This window comes from Bdellovibrionota bacterium, assembly GCA_035292885.1.
GTDB lineage: Bacteria > Bdellovibrionota_G > JALEGL01 > JALEGL01 > DATDPG01 > DATDPG01.
The window spans coordinates 1-14,755 of the sequence record DATDPG010000102.1 but is presented as its reverse complement, the minus strand read 5'-3'; the positions used below and the strand labels follow the sequence as shown (position 1 = coordinate 14,755).

Here is a 14,755-nt window from a genome sequence, read left to right as displayed (position 1 = left end):
ATACCACGGTAGCGCTGCCGACTACCCCCATTTACCTCTGGAAACACGGGCTAAACTGCAGCTTTGCATCTAACCCAAACCAGAACTCGTTGGGATAATTAGTCTCAATAATGTGAATTTACTTTTGAGCAGTCCCTTAGCATACGTGGCTGGGTCACATCGCATCGTGTTTGGAAAAGATCTTCAGAGTCTCAAACAAGCTCGCGACTTCACCAGCGTTTTACCAATCGTCTCTCAACCTGGGTAGTTTCAAGACAAGCTCTCTCGATACACACTTCACGCACACAGTACCGGCACTGGAGGCGCTCATCGCGACATTCACGATCGGTGGCTATGCCCTGCAGCGAGAATATGGCCTATCGGATGTCGGTTACTTCTTTCCGCATCTCGTCCCGGCGGCAGTCGGTCCTCTCGAAACTGAAAATGCCCTCGTCAGGCCGATGCTCTTTTGGCCGATCACATCCGAATGGGGACATCCGGATCTATCGCACGCCCTCATGGCAGTTCAGCGATACGCGCGCAGTGAAAGAATTGCTGCTCTCTTTGGCGGCGAAAAGGACCTCAAGAACGCAGTCTTACAAATGGACTGCTACATCGACTGGAACTCATGGCTCATGGTTGAATCTCTTCGAGGCGCGGGAGAACCTGCGGAGTATTTGCGCAGCCAGTATCCCGACATTCTTTTTGAATATCGTCCCAACTTCATGTTCGAACCTCTTTCCGGCGTGATGCCGCTCATGGAGCACTTGTGGACCATGGCAGGGAGCACGTCGACAAATCACCTCAACGGCTGGGTACTCGACCAGAATCTTGCACAACGTTACGTCGACATGGGGCCCCAGAAGCGCAAAGAGTTCTTCGCTCGCTTTGCCCTGTACGTTCAGAAAGAGCAAGCTACGATCTATTCATCATGGAGCCGATTTCCTCCGCGGGCTTCCTGGCCTGCTGGTCTTAACGAGCTGATGAAAAGCATAATGCTCCGAGAACAGAACCATTAAAGAGCTTCAGAGCATGCAGTGAAGCAATTCTCCAGTTGTCGACTGGACCGCGCAAGTAGGGGTGAGGCGCTGACCGACGGCGGACGTACGAACCGATAGACTGTGTGCCCTCGAGTCGTTCGTCTTCTGGACGTTCGCATCCGAGGCCGCGAGAGGGGAAATTTGGATTAGAATAGACGGCATGCGAACTTCTAATCGGAGAGGCAATTTGAGCAAAACGAGTCGACATGTTGTGCCGAATTCAGGCGGAGGGTGGAGTGTTCGCAAGTCCGGCTCGTCGCGAGCCAGTCGAGTGTTTGGGAAGCAGGGCGATGCCGTAGACTATGCAAGACAACTGGCCGGGAAGAACGGCGGAGAGATCTATATCCACCATTCCGATGGGACGATTCGGGAAAAGAACTCATACGGCAATGATCCTCATCCTCCCACAGACAAGCGCTGACTGAATTCCCGTATGGGATTTGCTCAAAATGTCTTCGTGAATTGTCCGTTTGACGACAAGTACCTACCCATTCTTCGTCCGATATTATTTGCGATCATTTACCTGCGACTCCAGCCAAGGATTGCTTTGGAGCGTCTGGATTCAGGTGAGGCCCGGATACACAAGGTCGTGACCCTTATCAAGGAATCAAAGTACGCTATACATGACTTGTCCCGGATAAGAGCGCTGAAGGCGGGTGAATTCTACCGCCTGAATATGCCTTTTGAACTCGGGCTCGATGTCGGATGCCGTTTGTTCGGTAAGGGTACGTGGCCAAACAAGCGATGTCTCATTTTGGAAACGGAGAAATATCGCTATCAGGCAGCAATTTCGGACCTCTCCAATTCCGACATTGCCGTTCACGATGACGACCCTCAGGAGGTCGTGACGATCGTTAGAAACTGGTTAGCCGCCAACGCGGCGAGCAAGGCCTCCCCGGGGCCTTCTGCCGTGTGGGGAGCCTTCCTCGATTTCATGTCAGACAACTACGACATCTTGAAAGCTCGTGGATTCTCTGATCGAGATATCAAGCGACTCCCTGTCGACGAACTGATGCAATGCATGCGAACGTGGGTCGCCAAGCGGAAGAAGTAGCGCCAGGACTGACGGCATGCGTTCAGAGTCCGAACTCAAGGGGGAAGACAGAGTTTTCGGAGATCCGGTGGTCGCTTCTTAGTGCTCTTTGTCTCGGGGCGGATTCGGATCGTTTCCGGGCGCGATGGTGTCCTTGCTGCGGATTTTACCGTCAAGCCCCTTGATTGTCAGTTCACCACCTCCCTGATTAAGAAGCATCTCTTTGGCGGCTCTCGCCGCGTCTCCTTGCGTATCGTGCAGACTCGAAGCCTTGTCTGCATCGTTACGTTTGTTGGCCCACTTGCCATCAGGTCGCTGGGAAACCATACGATCCCTACCTTTACCAGGCATTACGTTATCTCCTTTCAGAAAAGTCTGATATGCACTGATTCTTACAAATAACCCTAAAGGGATGGCAGGTCGAAAGTGGTCCCACACTGCCGGCGGAAGATTGAGGCTCTATCCGGGATGCCCCGGTCGTTACCCATCTGATCACCGCATTCCGCGCGCAATGCAGTACGCGTCAAAGCCCGCCCCGACGATATTCCAGTTCACGGTGAACCCATCGCTGTCGAAGCTCGCGAGGCCCGCATCAATCCCGGTCGAATAGCCGTCGGTGAGCAGGACCAGTTTTGCCGGATCTCGCGAGGCACCGCCGCACTCCTAGAGTGGCTATCGAAATAAGGTTCGCTCGAAACTTTTCAACAAATCGATCTCGGCGCCGTCCGACAAGCCCCCTACATTTTCGGGGTGGGCGGGTACCGGCCGCCTACGCGAACACGAAAAAGCCCCGCATCGTTCTCAAGCCAATGCGGGGTTGATATCTACGGCAACTTTCCTCTCACCTCATCCGCCCAACCCTGAACTTGGCGGATGTCCGTGAAGATGTGGAGCGTGGGTCTCTCGTTCTCCTCCCAATGCCCCTGTTCGTCCTCGTAGAGGTAATCGAGAATCTTGCACAAGCTCCGATACGTTTCCTCGTTCATTCCTCCACTTCCCTCACATCCACCACCTGCACATGGCGTAGTACGGATATCAACGCCTCGGGACGGTCGTCGAAGAGATGCAATGCCTGTTGCTCTGCTTCTTCCTTCGACAGCGCGGGCATCGTGCACTTATGCGCATCCACGCTCACGATGATGACTTCGTATTCCGGCATTTCTGCTTCGATTGCTTTGTGATTCCGACCTTTGTGCAGCTCGCATCACTGCACTCATGAATCGGTCGGTTACGGAGCCGGGTTACCTACTGGCTAACCCGGCGAGGACCGACCGTTCCCTCTAAGCAGTGAAGCGAGACCACGTGGATCGCGGGGCTGGCGGGCGGCCGTGGGGGGTGTAGAGGGGGCTTGCCGACCTCGTGGGGGTCGAGGGGGTGTCCCCTCGGAGCGGTTTGACAGGTCGTGCCGGGTCTCTTAGGGTGAGGACAGCTCAATCACAACTAGGAGGGGTCACAATGCCCGACAGGAGAATCGACTTTGCGGCCATCAAAAAGGCCGTGAATATTGAAGAAGTCTGCACCCGCTACGGAGTTGAACTAAGGAACTACCGGGGGAACTGTCCGCTCCCGGGCCACACCGGAAGCAAAGCATCCTTCACCATCAACGCGAAAAAGAACGTCTTTAACTGTCACTCGCGATCGTGCGCAGCGACGCGAAAATATCGAGAAACAGGGGGCGACTTGATCGCGTTCGTCATGGCGATGGAAAACTGCTCCGTCTCTGCGGCCGGAACGATGCTTGAACAATGGTTCGGCCTGAACGGTCATCCGAGGCCGGAGGCGAGGGCTCCGAACCCGAAGCCCGAGCCGGAGGCCGAGGTCAATATCCCGCTTGCGGTGAAGTATCCGGGATTCCAGGCGCTGAAGGACGTGGCCTATCACGACTACCTTGCGACGCGGGGAATCTCGAAAGAGACGGCTGATGCTTTCGGGGTGGGATACTTCCCCGGCAAATCAAGCTGGCTCGCGGATCATCGGATCGTCATCCCGATTCACAACGAAAAGGGAAAACTCCTCGGGTATGCCGGCCGCGCGCACGATGGCGCGGAACCGAAATATCTTTTCCCCAAAGGATTCCGGAAGGGGCTCGAACTCTACAATCTGCACCGGATTCCGGCCGACGCGGAGGAGGTCGTAATTACGGAGGGATTCTTCGACGCCATGAAGGTCTATCAGGCAGGATACAACGCCGTGGCTCTGATGGGATGCTCGCTCTCCGAAGCGCAGGAAAAGCTCCTGATGCGATTCAAGTGTCTGACGCTGTTCCTTGATGGCGACGATCCGGGGAAAGCGGCGAGCGCTACGCTATTGGCGCGGCTTGCACGGACGCGATTCGTGCGAAATATCAATCCTAACGACAAACAACCGGACCAACTCGGGCCGGAAGAAGTTCAATCACTCTTGGGGTAATGCCCCGAATCCCTGCGCACGCAGGGATTTTCTTTACGTTCCCGCCTTCGGAATTTCCCTCTTTACCGTGATCGTTTCCCACTTCAAATCGCCCGACTTATCCGCATCCTTGAACACCTGCGCGAACGTAGGCACTCCCTCGAATTCGATCTTCTGACTTTTGAATAGCGCGTCGAGACCGAACGCCAGAATCTCCGAAGGAACACCGAGAGTAATGTTCGTCGACTCACCCTTATGGTTCGGCAAACCGCCGTACAGGATTCCCACGACCTCCGGAGTATCTGTTCGAAAGATGGGAGAACCGCTCGCTCCGTGCTGGGACATCACATCGATAGTGAAACCGTGAGGATGCTTGGTCGGAAACGGGAACATGCTGCTCACGATCCCGTGCCGGAGAAATGGCATCGCCTGATTGACCTGCCCAAAAACCGTGATTGCGGATGTTCCAAGGGGATAACCGGCCGTCGCAACCGGCATTCCCACTTGCAAGGCATCGCCCTCCGTTGAAAGCTTCAGCGGCGGCAGCTCACACGCATCGAGTTGGATAAACCCGAAGTCAGGATTCATCTGTCCGTAATACGGGCCGGGAGCGGTGAACTCCGTGAGACTCCAATGCGCTCTGATCTCTGTCATCACGTATCCCATGGCGTCGCCTCGTTCATCCTTCGTCCTCACGGGAACCAGGGCCATCGCTGCCGGTCCCTTCGTCGGATGTTTTGGAAGCTTCACGAGTTCTTGTATGACGTGATCGTTCGTGGCGATGATTCCACGGCTATCGACAACGAATCCCGTTCCGATGATCCACGGGAACACCGGATTCACACCCTCGATCTTCGGCACAAGACGAGATGCGAGCGCCACAATGCTGGGACTAATCACTTCGAATGTTTCGACTAGGCTCATAATCTTCCAACGATCCGCGCTCCTTGCCGCAGTGTCAAGCAGCCATGAAGCGATTCCTCCACCTCACCCCCCGGCTCGGCCGGAACAAAAGGTCGCCAAACAAGCAACGCTACTCTAATCCCACGCAGCGTGATACACCTTGACGAGGTCCTTTATCTCGTCGTCAAATCCCAGCTTCGCCAGATCGTTGTAATCAGCCATCATCTCTAACACCGCCCCATGCGCCATCTGGAGTGAAACTTCGAGGAATTCATTCGTCGGCGCGATATCGACATCTTTCGATTTCTCGTTGGTGAGCAGTTGTAGGCCGGAGGCGCTGAGATGCGTGAGCCCGCAAGCGTACTTGTAAAACGTCTTGTAGAGTTCTTCTCGACCTGTTGCCTTTGCCATATCGAAGATCTTCTTCTCGCTCCAGGTGCTTCTCAGCTTCTTGCCCTTCATGAACCTTGGCTTCACGCGCTGATATTCCGCCTCGATCTCCGCCCGCCGTTCAGCCGTAATGTCTTTGGTGATTTCCGGATAGTCTTTATCCGCCTGATCCATTTGCTGCTTTGCCGCTATGTGGGAGTAGTCAAGGAAGTCGTCAACCTTCGTCGGAAACGTACTCAGGTACGCCAACGTAACCGCCGCTTCCCAGATCGTCCGTGTGATCCGCAAAGCATCCGGAGAGTACCCGTTCAGCAGGAGCGTCGTGACCGCCCCGAGCGAATCGAGCCCGATAATCATAAGACGCCGCGTCACATATTGCAGCGAACTCTGCACCGGCTGACGTGCTAGCTTGTGAAGAAGGTCGTGCATGCTTTCCGCGGCAAGGAACGCTTGAGGGTTAATAGCATGGGCTACCTGCCAATTTTCGGGAATACCCACGCCAACGTACTTCATGTCTTCTGCTCTAATGGACATATCGGAATCGCCTTTCGCTGCTTTATGCAACCCACCACCTTAAAGGACGACCCGGCCAGAATTGGTCCCATCCCCCTTGCCAAGTTCGCTAGAAGCAATAGGATAAAGATACCTTCCGCCCCTCATCAAAACACCCAAACAAACCAATGAAAAAACTATCCCTCGCAATACTCATCGCTATCACTCTGCCTATCGGCCCGGTCCAGGCTAAAGCCCAGACCGCCGCGGAAATACAAGCGGATCTCAAATCCGCGCTCGAACAGGTGATCTCGCTCTTAATGCAAAAGGTCGTCTTACTCCAAGCACAGCTAACAGAAACGCAAAACGCAAAGCCCCTTCCTTCCGGCGCTCCGGTTGAAGGAATCGAAACGCCGGCCCCAGCACCAGTGCAGAAAGTCTTGGGACAGCATCCCGCCCCGATCCCCGCATCCGAAGCCCCGGCCCAGTCAATCACGCTTGAACTCTTGAAAACTCCGAAGGTAGACGGAGGCAGTATCGTGTGGGTTCCGAAGAAAGACGGGGAAGTCATGCGGCAACCCGGATGGGAACAGAACGGTCTCAGGCTTTTCTCGAAAGCGGAAATTCTCCTCGACGGGAAGGTAGTCCGTACCTATCTGAATACAAAACTAGATGCCGAACCTTGGGCGCAGGACGCCTATAACTTCTACTTCCAGGGAACGACCCCGGAATTGAAGGACAGCGTAATGCTCCGCGTCACGATTGACGGGGAGACGGTGAGCGTGAATGTGCCCGTTGAGTGATTAGGTCTTTGCTTTAGGAGGTTCGCAAGCCTGGAAAAACCGAATGCCGAAAGGTGTTACGCGGAAATCATGGTCGGTCGCATCCGTCCTCCGCCGGTCCGTCGCTGTGGATCTTTCAGAGATTACTATAGCCTCCGATTCAAGTAACGAATTATGGAGTAAGTTCTCCAGAGAGGCGGATACTTGCGTTGCTGTGTACCCGCGAAAGTGGAACCGAAGTTCGCTTGTTCGACCTACGTACCTAGTGGTATCTGTCCGTCCCTCCAATGTTCGGAACACGTGAGCGTCCAGAGGTGAGAGCTGCCCGAGAACACTAATAAACGCCGGAGATACTTCTCGTTCGTCCGTTTGCGCTGAGGCATTCGCAAGCAACGCCGCCCACAAATCCTGCATCTTTTCGTCTTCCTCAACCGCCGCACCATCGAGAATCGGCTTGAGGAGTTTCAAGGGAACGGGGCCAAGAGGAATACCGGCCTTGTTCAGCATCTCCGTCGCACGCCCGTACACCTTCACCACGCTCCTCATCTGAGTGCAGAGCATCGCGTTGATCATTCGCCCAATCGTTTTACTTGAAGGCCCTGCGATGTCTTCGAGCCGGTCGTAGACGGGCTTCAGCGCCGCCTCAAGGCCCATTTCAATCAGCTTCTCGTCGTCGTTGGAGAGCATGGCCGATTCTAGCACCCCTTGCCAGATTCACCGGAGGTTGTAGGGTGATAGAAAGCCTCCCCCTGAAAGACTGATTTCTAAACCTTCATCGGTAAAAACGGCGGAGCCCGTTCCGGGATCGGGCCGAAAACGCGGAACTAAGAACGCGGCGACTCTCGAAAAGGAGCGCGTTCTTGCCGAAGTTCTCCAGCGCATCATGCGCCAGTCACAGCGATTCCTCCACCTCCCCCCGGCTTGCCTAAATCCGTTTGCTCTGCTTCAGGCCGACATAGGGAGATTTCACGTCATCCTCTCTTACCTTGGGTGGAGTGAACTGGGGGCGGCGAGAAATAAGTCCTGTCTCTCATTCTAGTCTTGTAGCGAAATCTTGGAAGCCGACCCGTCGAACACGATTTCTTCTCCAGGCCGGGAAAGCAAATCGTCAATCGTTGCCGCGAGGAAAAACTTTTTCTTCGGAGATATTTCTCGGACGAGCTGAAGGAAACCCTCACACCTCCGCTCGGAACGCATGACGAAAAGGATACGGGTCTTGCCCTGACCCCAGCGTTCCCAGTACCCCTTGTCCAGGTATGCTGAATAACCAGCTATCTTCCGCACCAGTGAAGAGACATCTCCCTTGTCTCGGGGATTGCTCCGTTCCCATTCGAGGAAATACCGAGTGGCAGTCGGTTCGGACTTGTCCTGGATGCCGAAAAATCCATCCGGTTTAACATAGAAGGTCTTCCCCGAGTTCTGAAAGTTGTCGAACACTTCGGCGGGCCATTGTTTCCAAAAGGAGAGGATACCGAGCTTCGATAGAGCGTAGTGGAACCGAGCAATACCAAGATCGTGTTCCGAGTTCTTGGGCGACCATTCCGGGCGGTAGCGGATCTCCGGGGGAAGGTAATCCAACTCTTTTGCCTTGCGGATACCGGCAAGGCCCAAACGCCACACCCGGTCGTCCGGGAACCCTGCGGGCTTCCGATCACCCCACGGCTGGACGCCGGATGCTACCCAGTGCTCAGCCTTGAGCCTGCGGAGACGAGCCCGGAGAGATATCAGATTCCGGCCCAGTATCTCCCCGAGCAAGGACGTGTTCAGGGTCGGATATTCCGATAGCACCCGGAGAAGGTCGTAGTCCTTCTCGGATTCATTAAGCCGCATTTTGCGTTCTTCGGTTTTGGATTCGATCGCACTCATAGGTTCACCTTGCTAAAAACAGATTGCGGAAATCGCGCAAGTCGCCGACCGGCCCGAAGCGGAGCGGAGCCGAAGCCCCTGTCCGATAGGGAATAAGGGGCAAAGGCACGGATACGTCGGGTATCTCGGACGGTGCCGGTAGGCAAAGCAGCTTGATAGAGATGATTAGTATGAGATACCCGACGTGAGGAGGGGGCCGGTTGGCACGCCCGTTCCTTAACGGCAATATGTCGCGCGGCCCTTATCCAGTCGGCGTTTGAGCCACGCCCGATCATTCCAAACGACGTTTCGTCGCGGCCGAGTTTTGGTACTCCCGTGATAGAGGCACGATACGTTTTCATTTCTTGCTTCTCCGACGTTTCGGAGGAGCGGCCGGGGCTTTTTCCTCCATCGGAAAGTAGTCCTCCGGGGAAAGTCCGGCGGACGATTCCACGCGCTTCAAAAGTTGGATTTGGGATTCTTCGATTCTCCGGTCCACTTCCTCGCCGGGTATGGCTCCCTGTTCCCGGTAGAGCCGGGCGACGTACCCCTGTAAGGTCTCGACGGATACGAACGGGTGGTAAAGGTCCCGGACTTTCATGGAACACATCGGCTGATTGTCCAGCTTCACGAAACAATGTCTTTGAGGCTGGGAGTTGAAAAGGTGGGCGATGATAGAAACCTTTTCTTCCCGGGTGTACTCGGATTCCGAGCCGAGTTCCTGGGTGGGGATGGGGTTGAGAAACGGGACAGTGGATTCCCCCTCGAAGTAGGAAGAACCCGAACTTGCGGACGAACTACTGGACTGGGTTTGCCGACTGGGATTGTTTTCTCCCGCCGGGCCCATAAGACCCATCCCTAGCGCGTCGGAGTGGCCGCTAGAGTTTCCTATTCCTGATGAACGGACGGTCCGGGTTTCCTCCCGGTAGAGATGGATGGTGTGAAAATATTGCTTCTTAATCTGCCGGGTGTTTATCCGGTCGAGCGCCATTTCATTCGCGAGCCTTATTGTCGTGTCGTAGGGCAGGCCGCCGAACACAAATCGATTTCTTGCGTTCGTGATGATGGATTCCCGGAGGTGCTCGTCGTCTCCGAATTGTGCGAGGTGGTGATGAACCAAGACCGCATGCAATCCGAACTTCAACACCTGGTCGAGCATCCGGGCGAGATCGTCCGTGATGTAGTCCTGGAACTCGTCCATGTAGAGAGTGTGAAGTGGGGAGCCTTCCCATCTGTCGAACGCGGCGGTGAAGTGTTCGTACACCATGAGACAGGCGATGAGTTTTGAGGCGGTGTCGGATAGGTCGTATCTGTTCGGCGCGAGGTTCACGAGAATGACTGCTTTCCGGTCCATCGCGTCCGAGATGTCGATATTGTTTTCTTTCATCCCCATGAATCTCCGTACTCCGGGGAAGGCTAAAAATCTTCCTATCCGGTTCGTCGCGGAGAGGGTTTGCATCATCCAGTCCCTCAGAGTTTTTATCTCCATCAACTCCGCGAGTTCTTGGCGTGTGTTCGGTTCCTGAATAATCCGGAAGGCGTACTCGCGAAGTTCCTTCTGCGGGAAGCGGAGGAGAAGGGATGCGTTCAAGAGCGGTTCCCGAGCTTCAGCCGCGAAGGAATAGAGGATGCGTAAGATTCTCTCCATCGTGGGAAGCTCATTCGTGTTCACTTCACCAAATGGCCGGACGGTTGCGTCGATCATCCGGTAAGCACGGGTCGATACATCTCCCCGGTCGCTCACGAACGGATTGAACCCGGTGATATATTTCGGGCTTGAGAAGTTGAGAAGGATGATCTCTCTCTTGGGCTGAACGTAGGCAAGCCAACGGACGACATCCCAGTAGAGACTTCCGTGGCGATCAATGAGCGTCAGCCCTTTCCCGTCCAAGATGTCTTCGCGAATCGGCACCTGGAGAAAACTGCTCTTTCCTTTCCTCCCTCCGCCGAGAACTTGGCTATGCGACATACGGCGGTCTTTTTCGGTGAAATGAACCGGTGCTCCGTTTTCGTCTGTTCCGAGAATCATTCGATACCTCCTGCCATGAAGCGGGCCTCAACGTCGTCCATGATGCGTTCGATGATCGGGTGCAACTCTTCAGGAAACTCTTTTGAGAGCTCCGTCCTCAAACCAACGAGTGCGGCGGCCGCGATTACCTTCTCGCGGCTCTGGTCGCGGATGCTTTTCTTTGGCTGTGGCTTGTTCTGCATCGCCTGAAGAATGTCTACGTCCGTCAGCTTTCCGGCTGGCTTAATGTGGGGGACTTCAACCGTCGTATAGATGAATCCGAAATTCGGCCAACGGGGATAACTGCGCCCCCACACGATCGAATGGAGAGTTTTGCGGAACCAATCTTGCGCGTGCAGGGCCTCGCACCAAGTGGCGGGCGCGGTGGGGTCCGACATCCTTTGGCGAAGAGAGGAAGAGAGTATCGGTTCAAGCATACGAAGGCGGTGGGAAATGATCTTGTCCACTGGGCCGTGCAAGACGGAATCGGGAACATCGAACACGTGCCGGTGGAGGGGGAAGCGGATCTCGGCATCGACCACGCAATGGACTTCGACTTCTCCGCCGTCCTTCAGTATGAGGGGAAGGGCAAAATGCTCCCGGCAGGTTTTGGGGAGAAGGATGAAAGACTTTGTCCCAACATAGGACCGGCCGAAACAGAAACGAAAATCCGGCCCTTTCGGATTCGACCTGATTATTCCGATCCGCTCCGAGGGAACGTGAACGAAGCGGCAGTAGGAAAAGAAGTTTGTTTTTCGAGCCGCGTGCTTGAGACCTTCTTTGACAAGCCAGGAAATAAAACAGGCGAGGCCTACAAATACACCCCCGAAAAGGAACGCTTCAAATTGGCTTTCAAACATGATTCTTCTCCTCAAAGTTAAGATGGGGCATCGAACAAACGGATTGGGTGTGTTCCCCCGTGACGAATGAAGCGAGGGATTTGATGATGGTCTGCCGCCAGATTTCCGCTTCTCCGGAATCTCCTCTAGAGAGCGCGGCGCGGTGGCGGCCTTCGAGCAAGGAAACGGCTCGGGCGATTTCGACAATCACGGGATCGGTCATGTTGTTTGCTCCGGTAAAAGGATGAGGCGACGGTGGACGCGCGCGGCTACGCTCTCGGGAATGAGAATGGTTATGTAGCGACGCTTGCGGAAACGCTGGTTGCGGATGAGAAGAACGCCAGGCTCATCTTGAAAGAGGCGACGGATCGCGTCGGTCGAAAGATTCCACAGTTCGGAAAGTTCTGCGACGGTATAGTGGCGTTCCTGAAAGGAAGGAAGAACGTAGTGGCTGTCCGTCTCGCGCATAGAGTGATCCTTGGTTCACTTCAATGCGACCAAACCCGCGCGGAGACGGAACTATTTAGTCGAAGGCAACCCGCACTGAGACGGAACTATCGCCTATAGGCGGTAGTTTAATGATGAGAATTAATCCGGGCAAGAAGAAAAATACTAGAAAAAAAATACTAGAATAGCGCCGTGGAAATGGTCGCTCAATGCAAAGAGTGCGCTCAAGTCACGGTCCTCCTCAAGGTTCCAAAGAACGTAACGAAGCGATTGAGCGAAGTATTCAAGTGTTGGCGGTGCGATTCGCGCCTCAATACAGAAGAAGGATACTGGGGTCGGAAGCCGGAACAATTCGATCAATTTTTCGATAGAGCATTTGATCGGGCCGAAGAACTTGGCCTGACCGAAATCGAGTTCAGATATCCTAATGGCGAAGACGCTCTCGACGAACCGTGGATGATACGAAAAGAACGAATCGTGGACGGAGAGCCAAGAAAGGAACCGGAGAAAGGAATCATCGGATTCATCAAGTTCAAGACGGGCGAGGAAACGCGAGTGCGTCACGCGCGACATTGGGAAAAGAAACCGCGCGTCTAATACGTGCTTCCAACGCGGACTTTTGGCGTATTCTGCGTTTTGAGCGTTTCGTTGAATCTGTAAGTTACGTCTTTTGAGCGGGGTTGAAAGTACAAGTCCCCCCTCCGGCATGTTGTTGATTTAAAATTAGTTAATAGTGTTCGAGCTTCCCGCAAAGCCCCTCAACTTATCGTCCAAAATGCCGGGAGTTCGTGTTTGGGCCATGCAAGCCACCGCCCTGATTCCGTCGTCGTTGTATCGAGAGCTTGATCCGTCTACCTGGGAAAGCAGACGTACTCCACTACCTTAATCGCTCCCGGCCTGCCAAAGACTGCAGGATTGCATCCAGGACGACATCGAGATCTTTGCCCAGATCCTCGGCAAGAAACCGCAGAACCAGATAGCCGTTCTGCTGCAGCACCCGGTCTTTTCTGCGATCGCGGCGGTAAGCTTCAGCATCGGAAAGATGCTGTGAGCCGTCGAGTTCGACAGCAATTCGGAGAGGTTCATTGACGAAGTCGATCTCCATTTGACTCTGCCCATCGAACGGGATCGGAACGCAGACATTCAATTGGAACCGGCCCTTTGTCTCGGGAAGAGTTTCAAGACGGCGATAGAGAAACGCTTCGCTCGCACTGCGTGCTCTTGCTAAACCCGTCACTTCCGACGATGAAGGCTTGGCCACATTGACAAATAGATTTGCGAGAGGCGTATCGACACCGTCGCGAATCAATCTCCGCACGGTTGCTGCATAGTCGCGTTTCCACTCGGGGTCCGACGGAAGAAGCACGTCTGCGGGCCAGCCCGGAACGGCACTGGCGGGCAGAGAAATCGAGTATCCGACAGCCTCGTATCCGCGGCACCGCCGATCAAACATGCGCGCCAACATGGGAACATTCAAATCGGCGTAGTCGTAGATCCGCACTTCGCGCTTGCCGTCGTAAAGCCGGTGAAGGCGCCCGGCGTATTGCGCGATTGTTCCATGCCAGGAAACAGGTAGTGTGAGGAAGAGCGTGTCCAATCGCGCGTCGTCGAATCCTTCGCCGATATACCGGCCGGTCGCGACAATCACGCGCTCGCTCTCCGGCGGGATCGCCGCAAGTTCCGCCGCTATGGCTTCGCGCTGCTTCTTCCCCATGCCGCCTCGAAGCACGATCACGTGACAAACTTTCCCAACCAATTGCGCGGCGAGATTGTCCAGATGATCGTTTCTTTCCGTGAGCAGTAGCGGCGATCGACCGGATTGCACCGCCTCGATGACGTCGTCACAAATGCGACGATTTCGCGATTGGTCGCCGATCAGATCGCCGTAAAGCGACTGAAATTCGACGCGCTTGTCGGAGGGTGCCGGCATCGTTGGCTGAAACGCCGTGGGACGAACGAGAACGGTATGAGTAAAAGGACGACGAACCGCCTCCGCCCTCGCACTAACGCGATGCCGGATAGGACCGCATTGCATGAAGATGATCGGATGATGACCGTCTTTCCTGGTGACGGTTGCCGAGAGCCCAGTGACAAATCTCGCCTTCGCGCGCCGGACAACCTGTTCGAAGCTGTGGGCCGATAGATGATGGCACTCGTCGACGACGACATGGCCATATTCGCCAACGTAATCTTCGACCACGCCATTGCGGACCAGACTTTGTATGACCGCAACGTCCAACCTGCCCGTCGGCTTGCGGCGACCGCCGCCGACTCTTCCAATCTCGCGGTTGTTGATGCTCAGGAACGTCGACAGCCGCTCCACCCACTGATCGAGCAACTGCCGCCGATGCACAAGCACGAGTGTGTTGACACCGCGCTGAGCGATCAACCACGCAGCGACAACTGTCTTACCGAACGCTGTCGTCGCCGCCAATACTCCCGTTTCGTGTTTCAACATGGAATCTGCTGCTGCCTTCTGCTCCGGTCGAAGCGTTCCCTGAAATGCGACGCTCAAAGGCTGGCCATGACACCGCTCGTCACGCACGACCGGCGTAATATTCAGATCCGATAGAAGTTGTTGCACGTCCTCCAGGCAGCCGCGAGGCAGA

Annotated in this window: 18 protein-coding genes; 7 read left to right on the top strand and 11 right to left on the bottom strand. The window is 55.0% G+C overall.

Annotation, left to right across the window (positions count from 1 at the left end):
• Nucleotides 1-170 precede the first annotated feature (170 nt).
• From VI895_08255 to VI895_08245, 3 genes are all read left to right on the top strand, one after another.
• Nucleotides 171-998: a hypothetical protein gene (locus VI895_08255; GenBank protein ID HLG19791.1), complete on the top strand. Its 828-nt coding sequence runs from the start codon at nucleotides 171-173 to the stop codon at nucleotides 996-998.
• A gap of 181 nt (nucleotides 999-1,179) precedes the next feature.
• Nucleotides 1,180-1,440, top strand: a complete 261-nt coding sequence (locus VI895_08250; protein ID HLG19790.1) for a DUF2188 domain-containing protein — start codon at nucleotides 1,180-1,182, stop codon at nucleotides 1,438-1,440.
• 207 nt (nucleotides 1,441-1,647) lie between these two features.
• On the top strand, nucleotides 1,648-2,073 hold the full coding sequence (locus VI895_08245; GenBank protein ID HLG19789.1) for a hypothetical protein: 426 nt from the start codon (nucleotides 1,648-1,650) through the stop codon (nucleotides 2,071-2,073).
• A gap of 78 nt (nucleotides 2,074-2,151) precedes the next feature.
• On the opposite strand, the gene VI895_08240 is transcribed toward VI895_08245, so the two are convergent.
• From VI895_08240 to VI895_08230, 3 genes are all read right to left on the bottom strand, one after another.
• A complete protein-coding gene (locus tag VI895_08240; GenBank protein ID HLG19788.1) occupies nucleotides 2,152-2,379 on the bottom strand; it encodes a DUF2188 domain-containing protein in 228 nt (75 codons plus the stop codon).
• A 497-nt stretch (nucleotides 2,380-2,876) separates the two neighbouring features.
• Entirely contained in the window at nucleotides 2,877-3,038 is a 162-nt protein-coding gene (locus VI895_08235; GenBank protein ID HLG19787.1) for a hypothetical protein, read from the bottom strand.
• Complete coding sequence (locus VI895_08230; GenBank protein HLG19786.1) at nucleotides 3,035-3,211, bottom strand: hypothetical protein; 177 nt, start codon at nucleotides 3,209-3,211, stop codon at nucleotides 3,035-3,037. Before VI895_08230 ends, VI895_08235 begins: the two co-directional genes overlap by 4 nt.
• Before the next feature lie 296 nt (nucleotides 3,212-3,507).
• Between VI895_08230 and VI895_08225 the strand changes: the two genes are divergently transcribed.
• Nucleotides 3,508-4,461 carry a toprim domain-containing protein gene (locus VI895_08225; protein HLG19785.1) on the top strand — a complete coding sequence of 318 codons (954 nt, stop codon included), beginning with the start codon at nucleotides 3,508-3,510 and terminating at the stop codon, nucleotides 4,459-4,461.
• A gap of 33 nt (nucleotides 4,462-4,494) precedes the next feature.
• Here the strand turns inward: VI895_08225 and VI895_08220 are convergent, their stop codons facing one another.
• A complete protein-coding gene (locus tag VI895_08220) occupies nucleotides 4,495-5,364 on the bottom strand; it encodes a serine protease (GenBank protein ID HLG19784.1) in 870 nt (289 codons plus the stop codon).
• Nucleotides 5,365-5,478: 114 nt separating this feature from the next.
• Nucleotides 5,479-6,297 (bottom strand): DUF5677 domain-containing protein, encoded by an 819-nt coding sequence (locus VI895_08215; protein HLG19783.1) that lies wholly within the window; start codon nucleotides 6,295-6,297, stop codon nucleotides 5,479-5,481.
• Nucleotides 6,298-6,413: 116 nt separating this feature from the next.
• Between VI895_08215 and VI895_08210 the strand changes: the two genes are divergently transcribed.
• Nucleotides 6,414-7,028, top strand: a complete 615-nt coding sequence (locus VI895_08210) for a hypothetical protein (protein ID HLG19782.1) — start codon at nucleotides 6,414-6,416, stop codon at nucleotides 7,026-7,028.
• Here VI895_08210 and VI895_08205 read toward each other — a convergent pair whose 3' ends face one another.
• From VI895_08205 to VI895_08185, 5 genes are all read right to left on the bottom strand, one after another.
• Complete coding sequence (locus VI895_08205; GenBank protein ID HLG19781.1) at nucleotides 7,029-7,709, bottom strand: Abi-alpha family protein; 681 nt, start codon at nucleotides 7,707-7,709, stop codon at nucleotides 7,029-7,031. It lies immediately after the preceding gene.
• 333 nt (nucleotides 7,710-8,042) lie between these two features.
• Nucleotides 8,043-8,873, bottom strand: a complete 831-nt coding sequence (locus tag VI895_08200; protein HLG19780.1) for a replication-relaxation family protein — start codon at nucleotides 8,871-8,873, stop codon at nucleotides 8,043-8,045.
• Between the two features lie 337 nt (nucleotides 8,874-9,210).
• A complete protein-coding gene (locus tag VI895_08195; GenBank protein HLG19779.1) occupies nucleotides 9,211-10,881 on the bottom strand; it encodes a hypothetical protein in 1,671 nt (556 codons plus the stop codon).
• Nucleotides 10,878-11,720 carry a hypothetical protein gene (locus VI895_08190; GenBank protein HLG19778.1) on the bottom strand — a complete coding sequence of 281 codons (843 nt, stop codon included), beginning with the start codon at nucleotides 11,718-11,720 and terminating at the stop codon, nucleotides 10,878-10,880. The genes VI895_08195 and VI895_08190 overlap by 4 nt, the downstream gene beginning before the upstream one ends.
• On the bottom strand, nucleotides 11,713-11,922 hold the full coding sequence (locus VI895_08185; GenBank protein ID HLG19777.1) for a hypothetical protein: 210 nt from the start codon (nucleotides 11,920-11,922) through the stop codon (nucleotides 11,713-11,715). Before VI895_08185 ends, VI895_08190 begins: the two co-directional genes overlap by 8 nt.
• Nucleotides 11,923-11,954: 32 nt before the next feature.
• Between VI895_08185 and VI895_08180 the strand changes: the two genes are divergently transcribed.
• Together VI895_08180 and VI895_08175 are read left to right on the top strand one after the other, a co-directional pair.
• On the top strand, nucleotides 11,955-12,266 hold the full coding sequence (locus VI895_08180) for a hypothetical protein (protein ID HLG19776.1): 312 nt from the start codon (nucleotides 11,955-11,957) through the stop codon (nucleotides 12,264-12,266).
• Between the two features lie 72 nt (nucleotides 12,267-12,338).
• The gene (locus VI895_08175; protein ID HLG19775.1) at nucleotides 12,339-12,743 is read left to right on the top strand and encodes a hypothetical protein; all 405 of its coding nucleotides are present in this window, start codon (nucleotides 12,339-12,341) and stop codon (nucleotides 12,741-12,743) included.
• Nucleotides 12,744-13,023: 280 nt separating this feature from the next.
• On the opposite strand, the gene VI895_08170 is transcribed toward VI895_08175, so the two are convergent.
• Nucleotides 13,024-14,755: DEAD/DEAH box helicase family protein (locus VI895_08170; protein HLG19774.1), on the bottom strand; the 1,732-nt coding region annotated here is incomplete at its 5' end.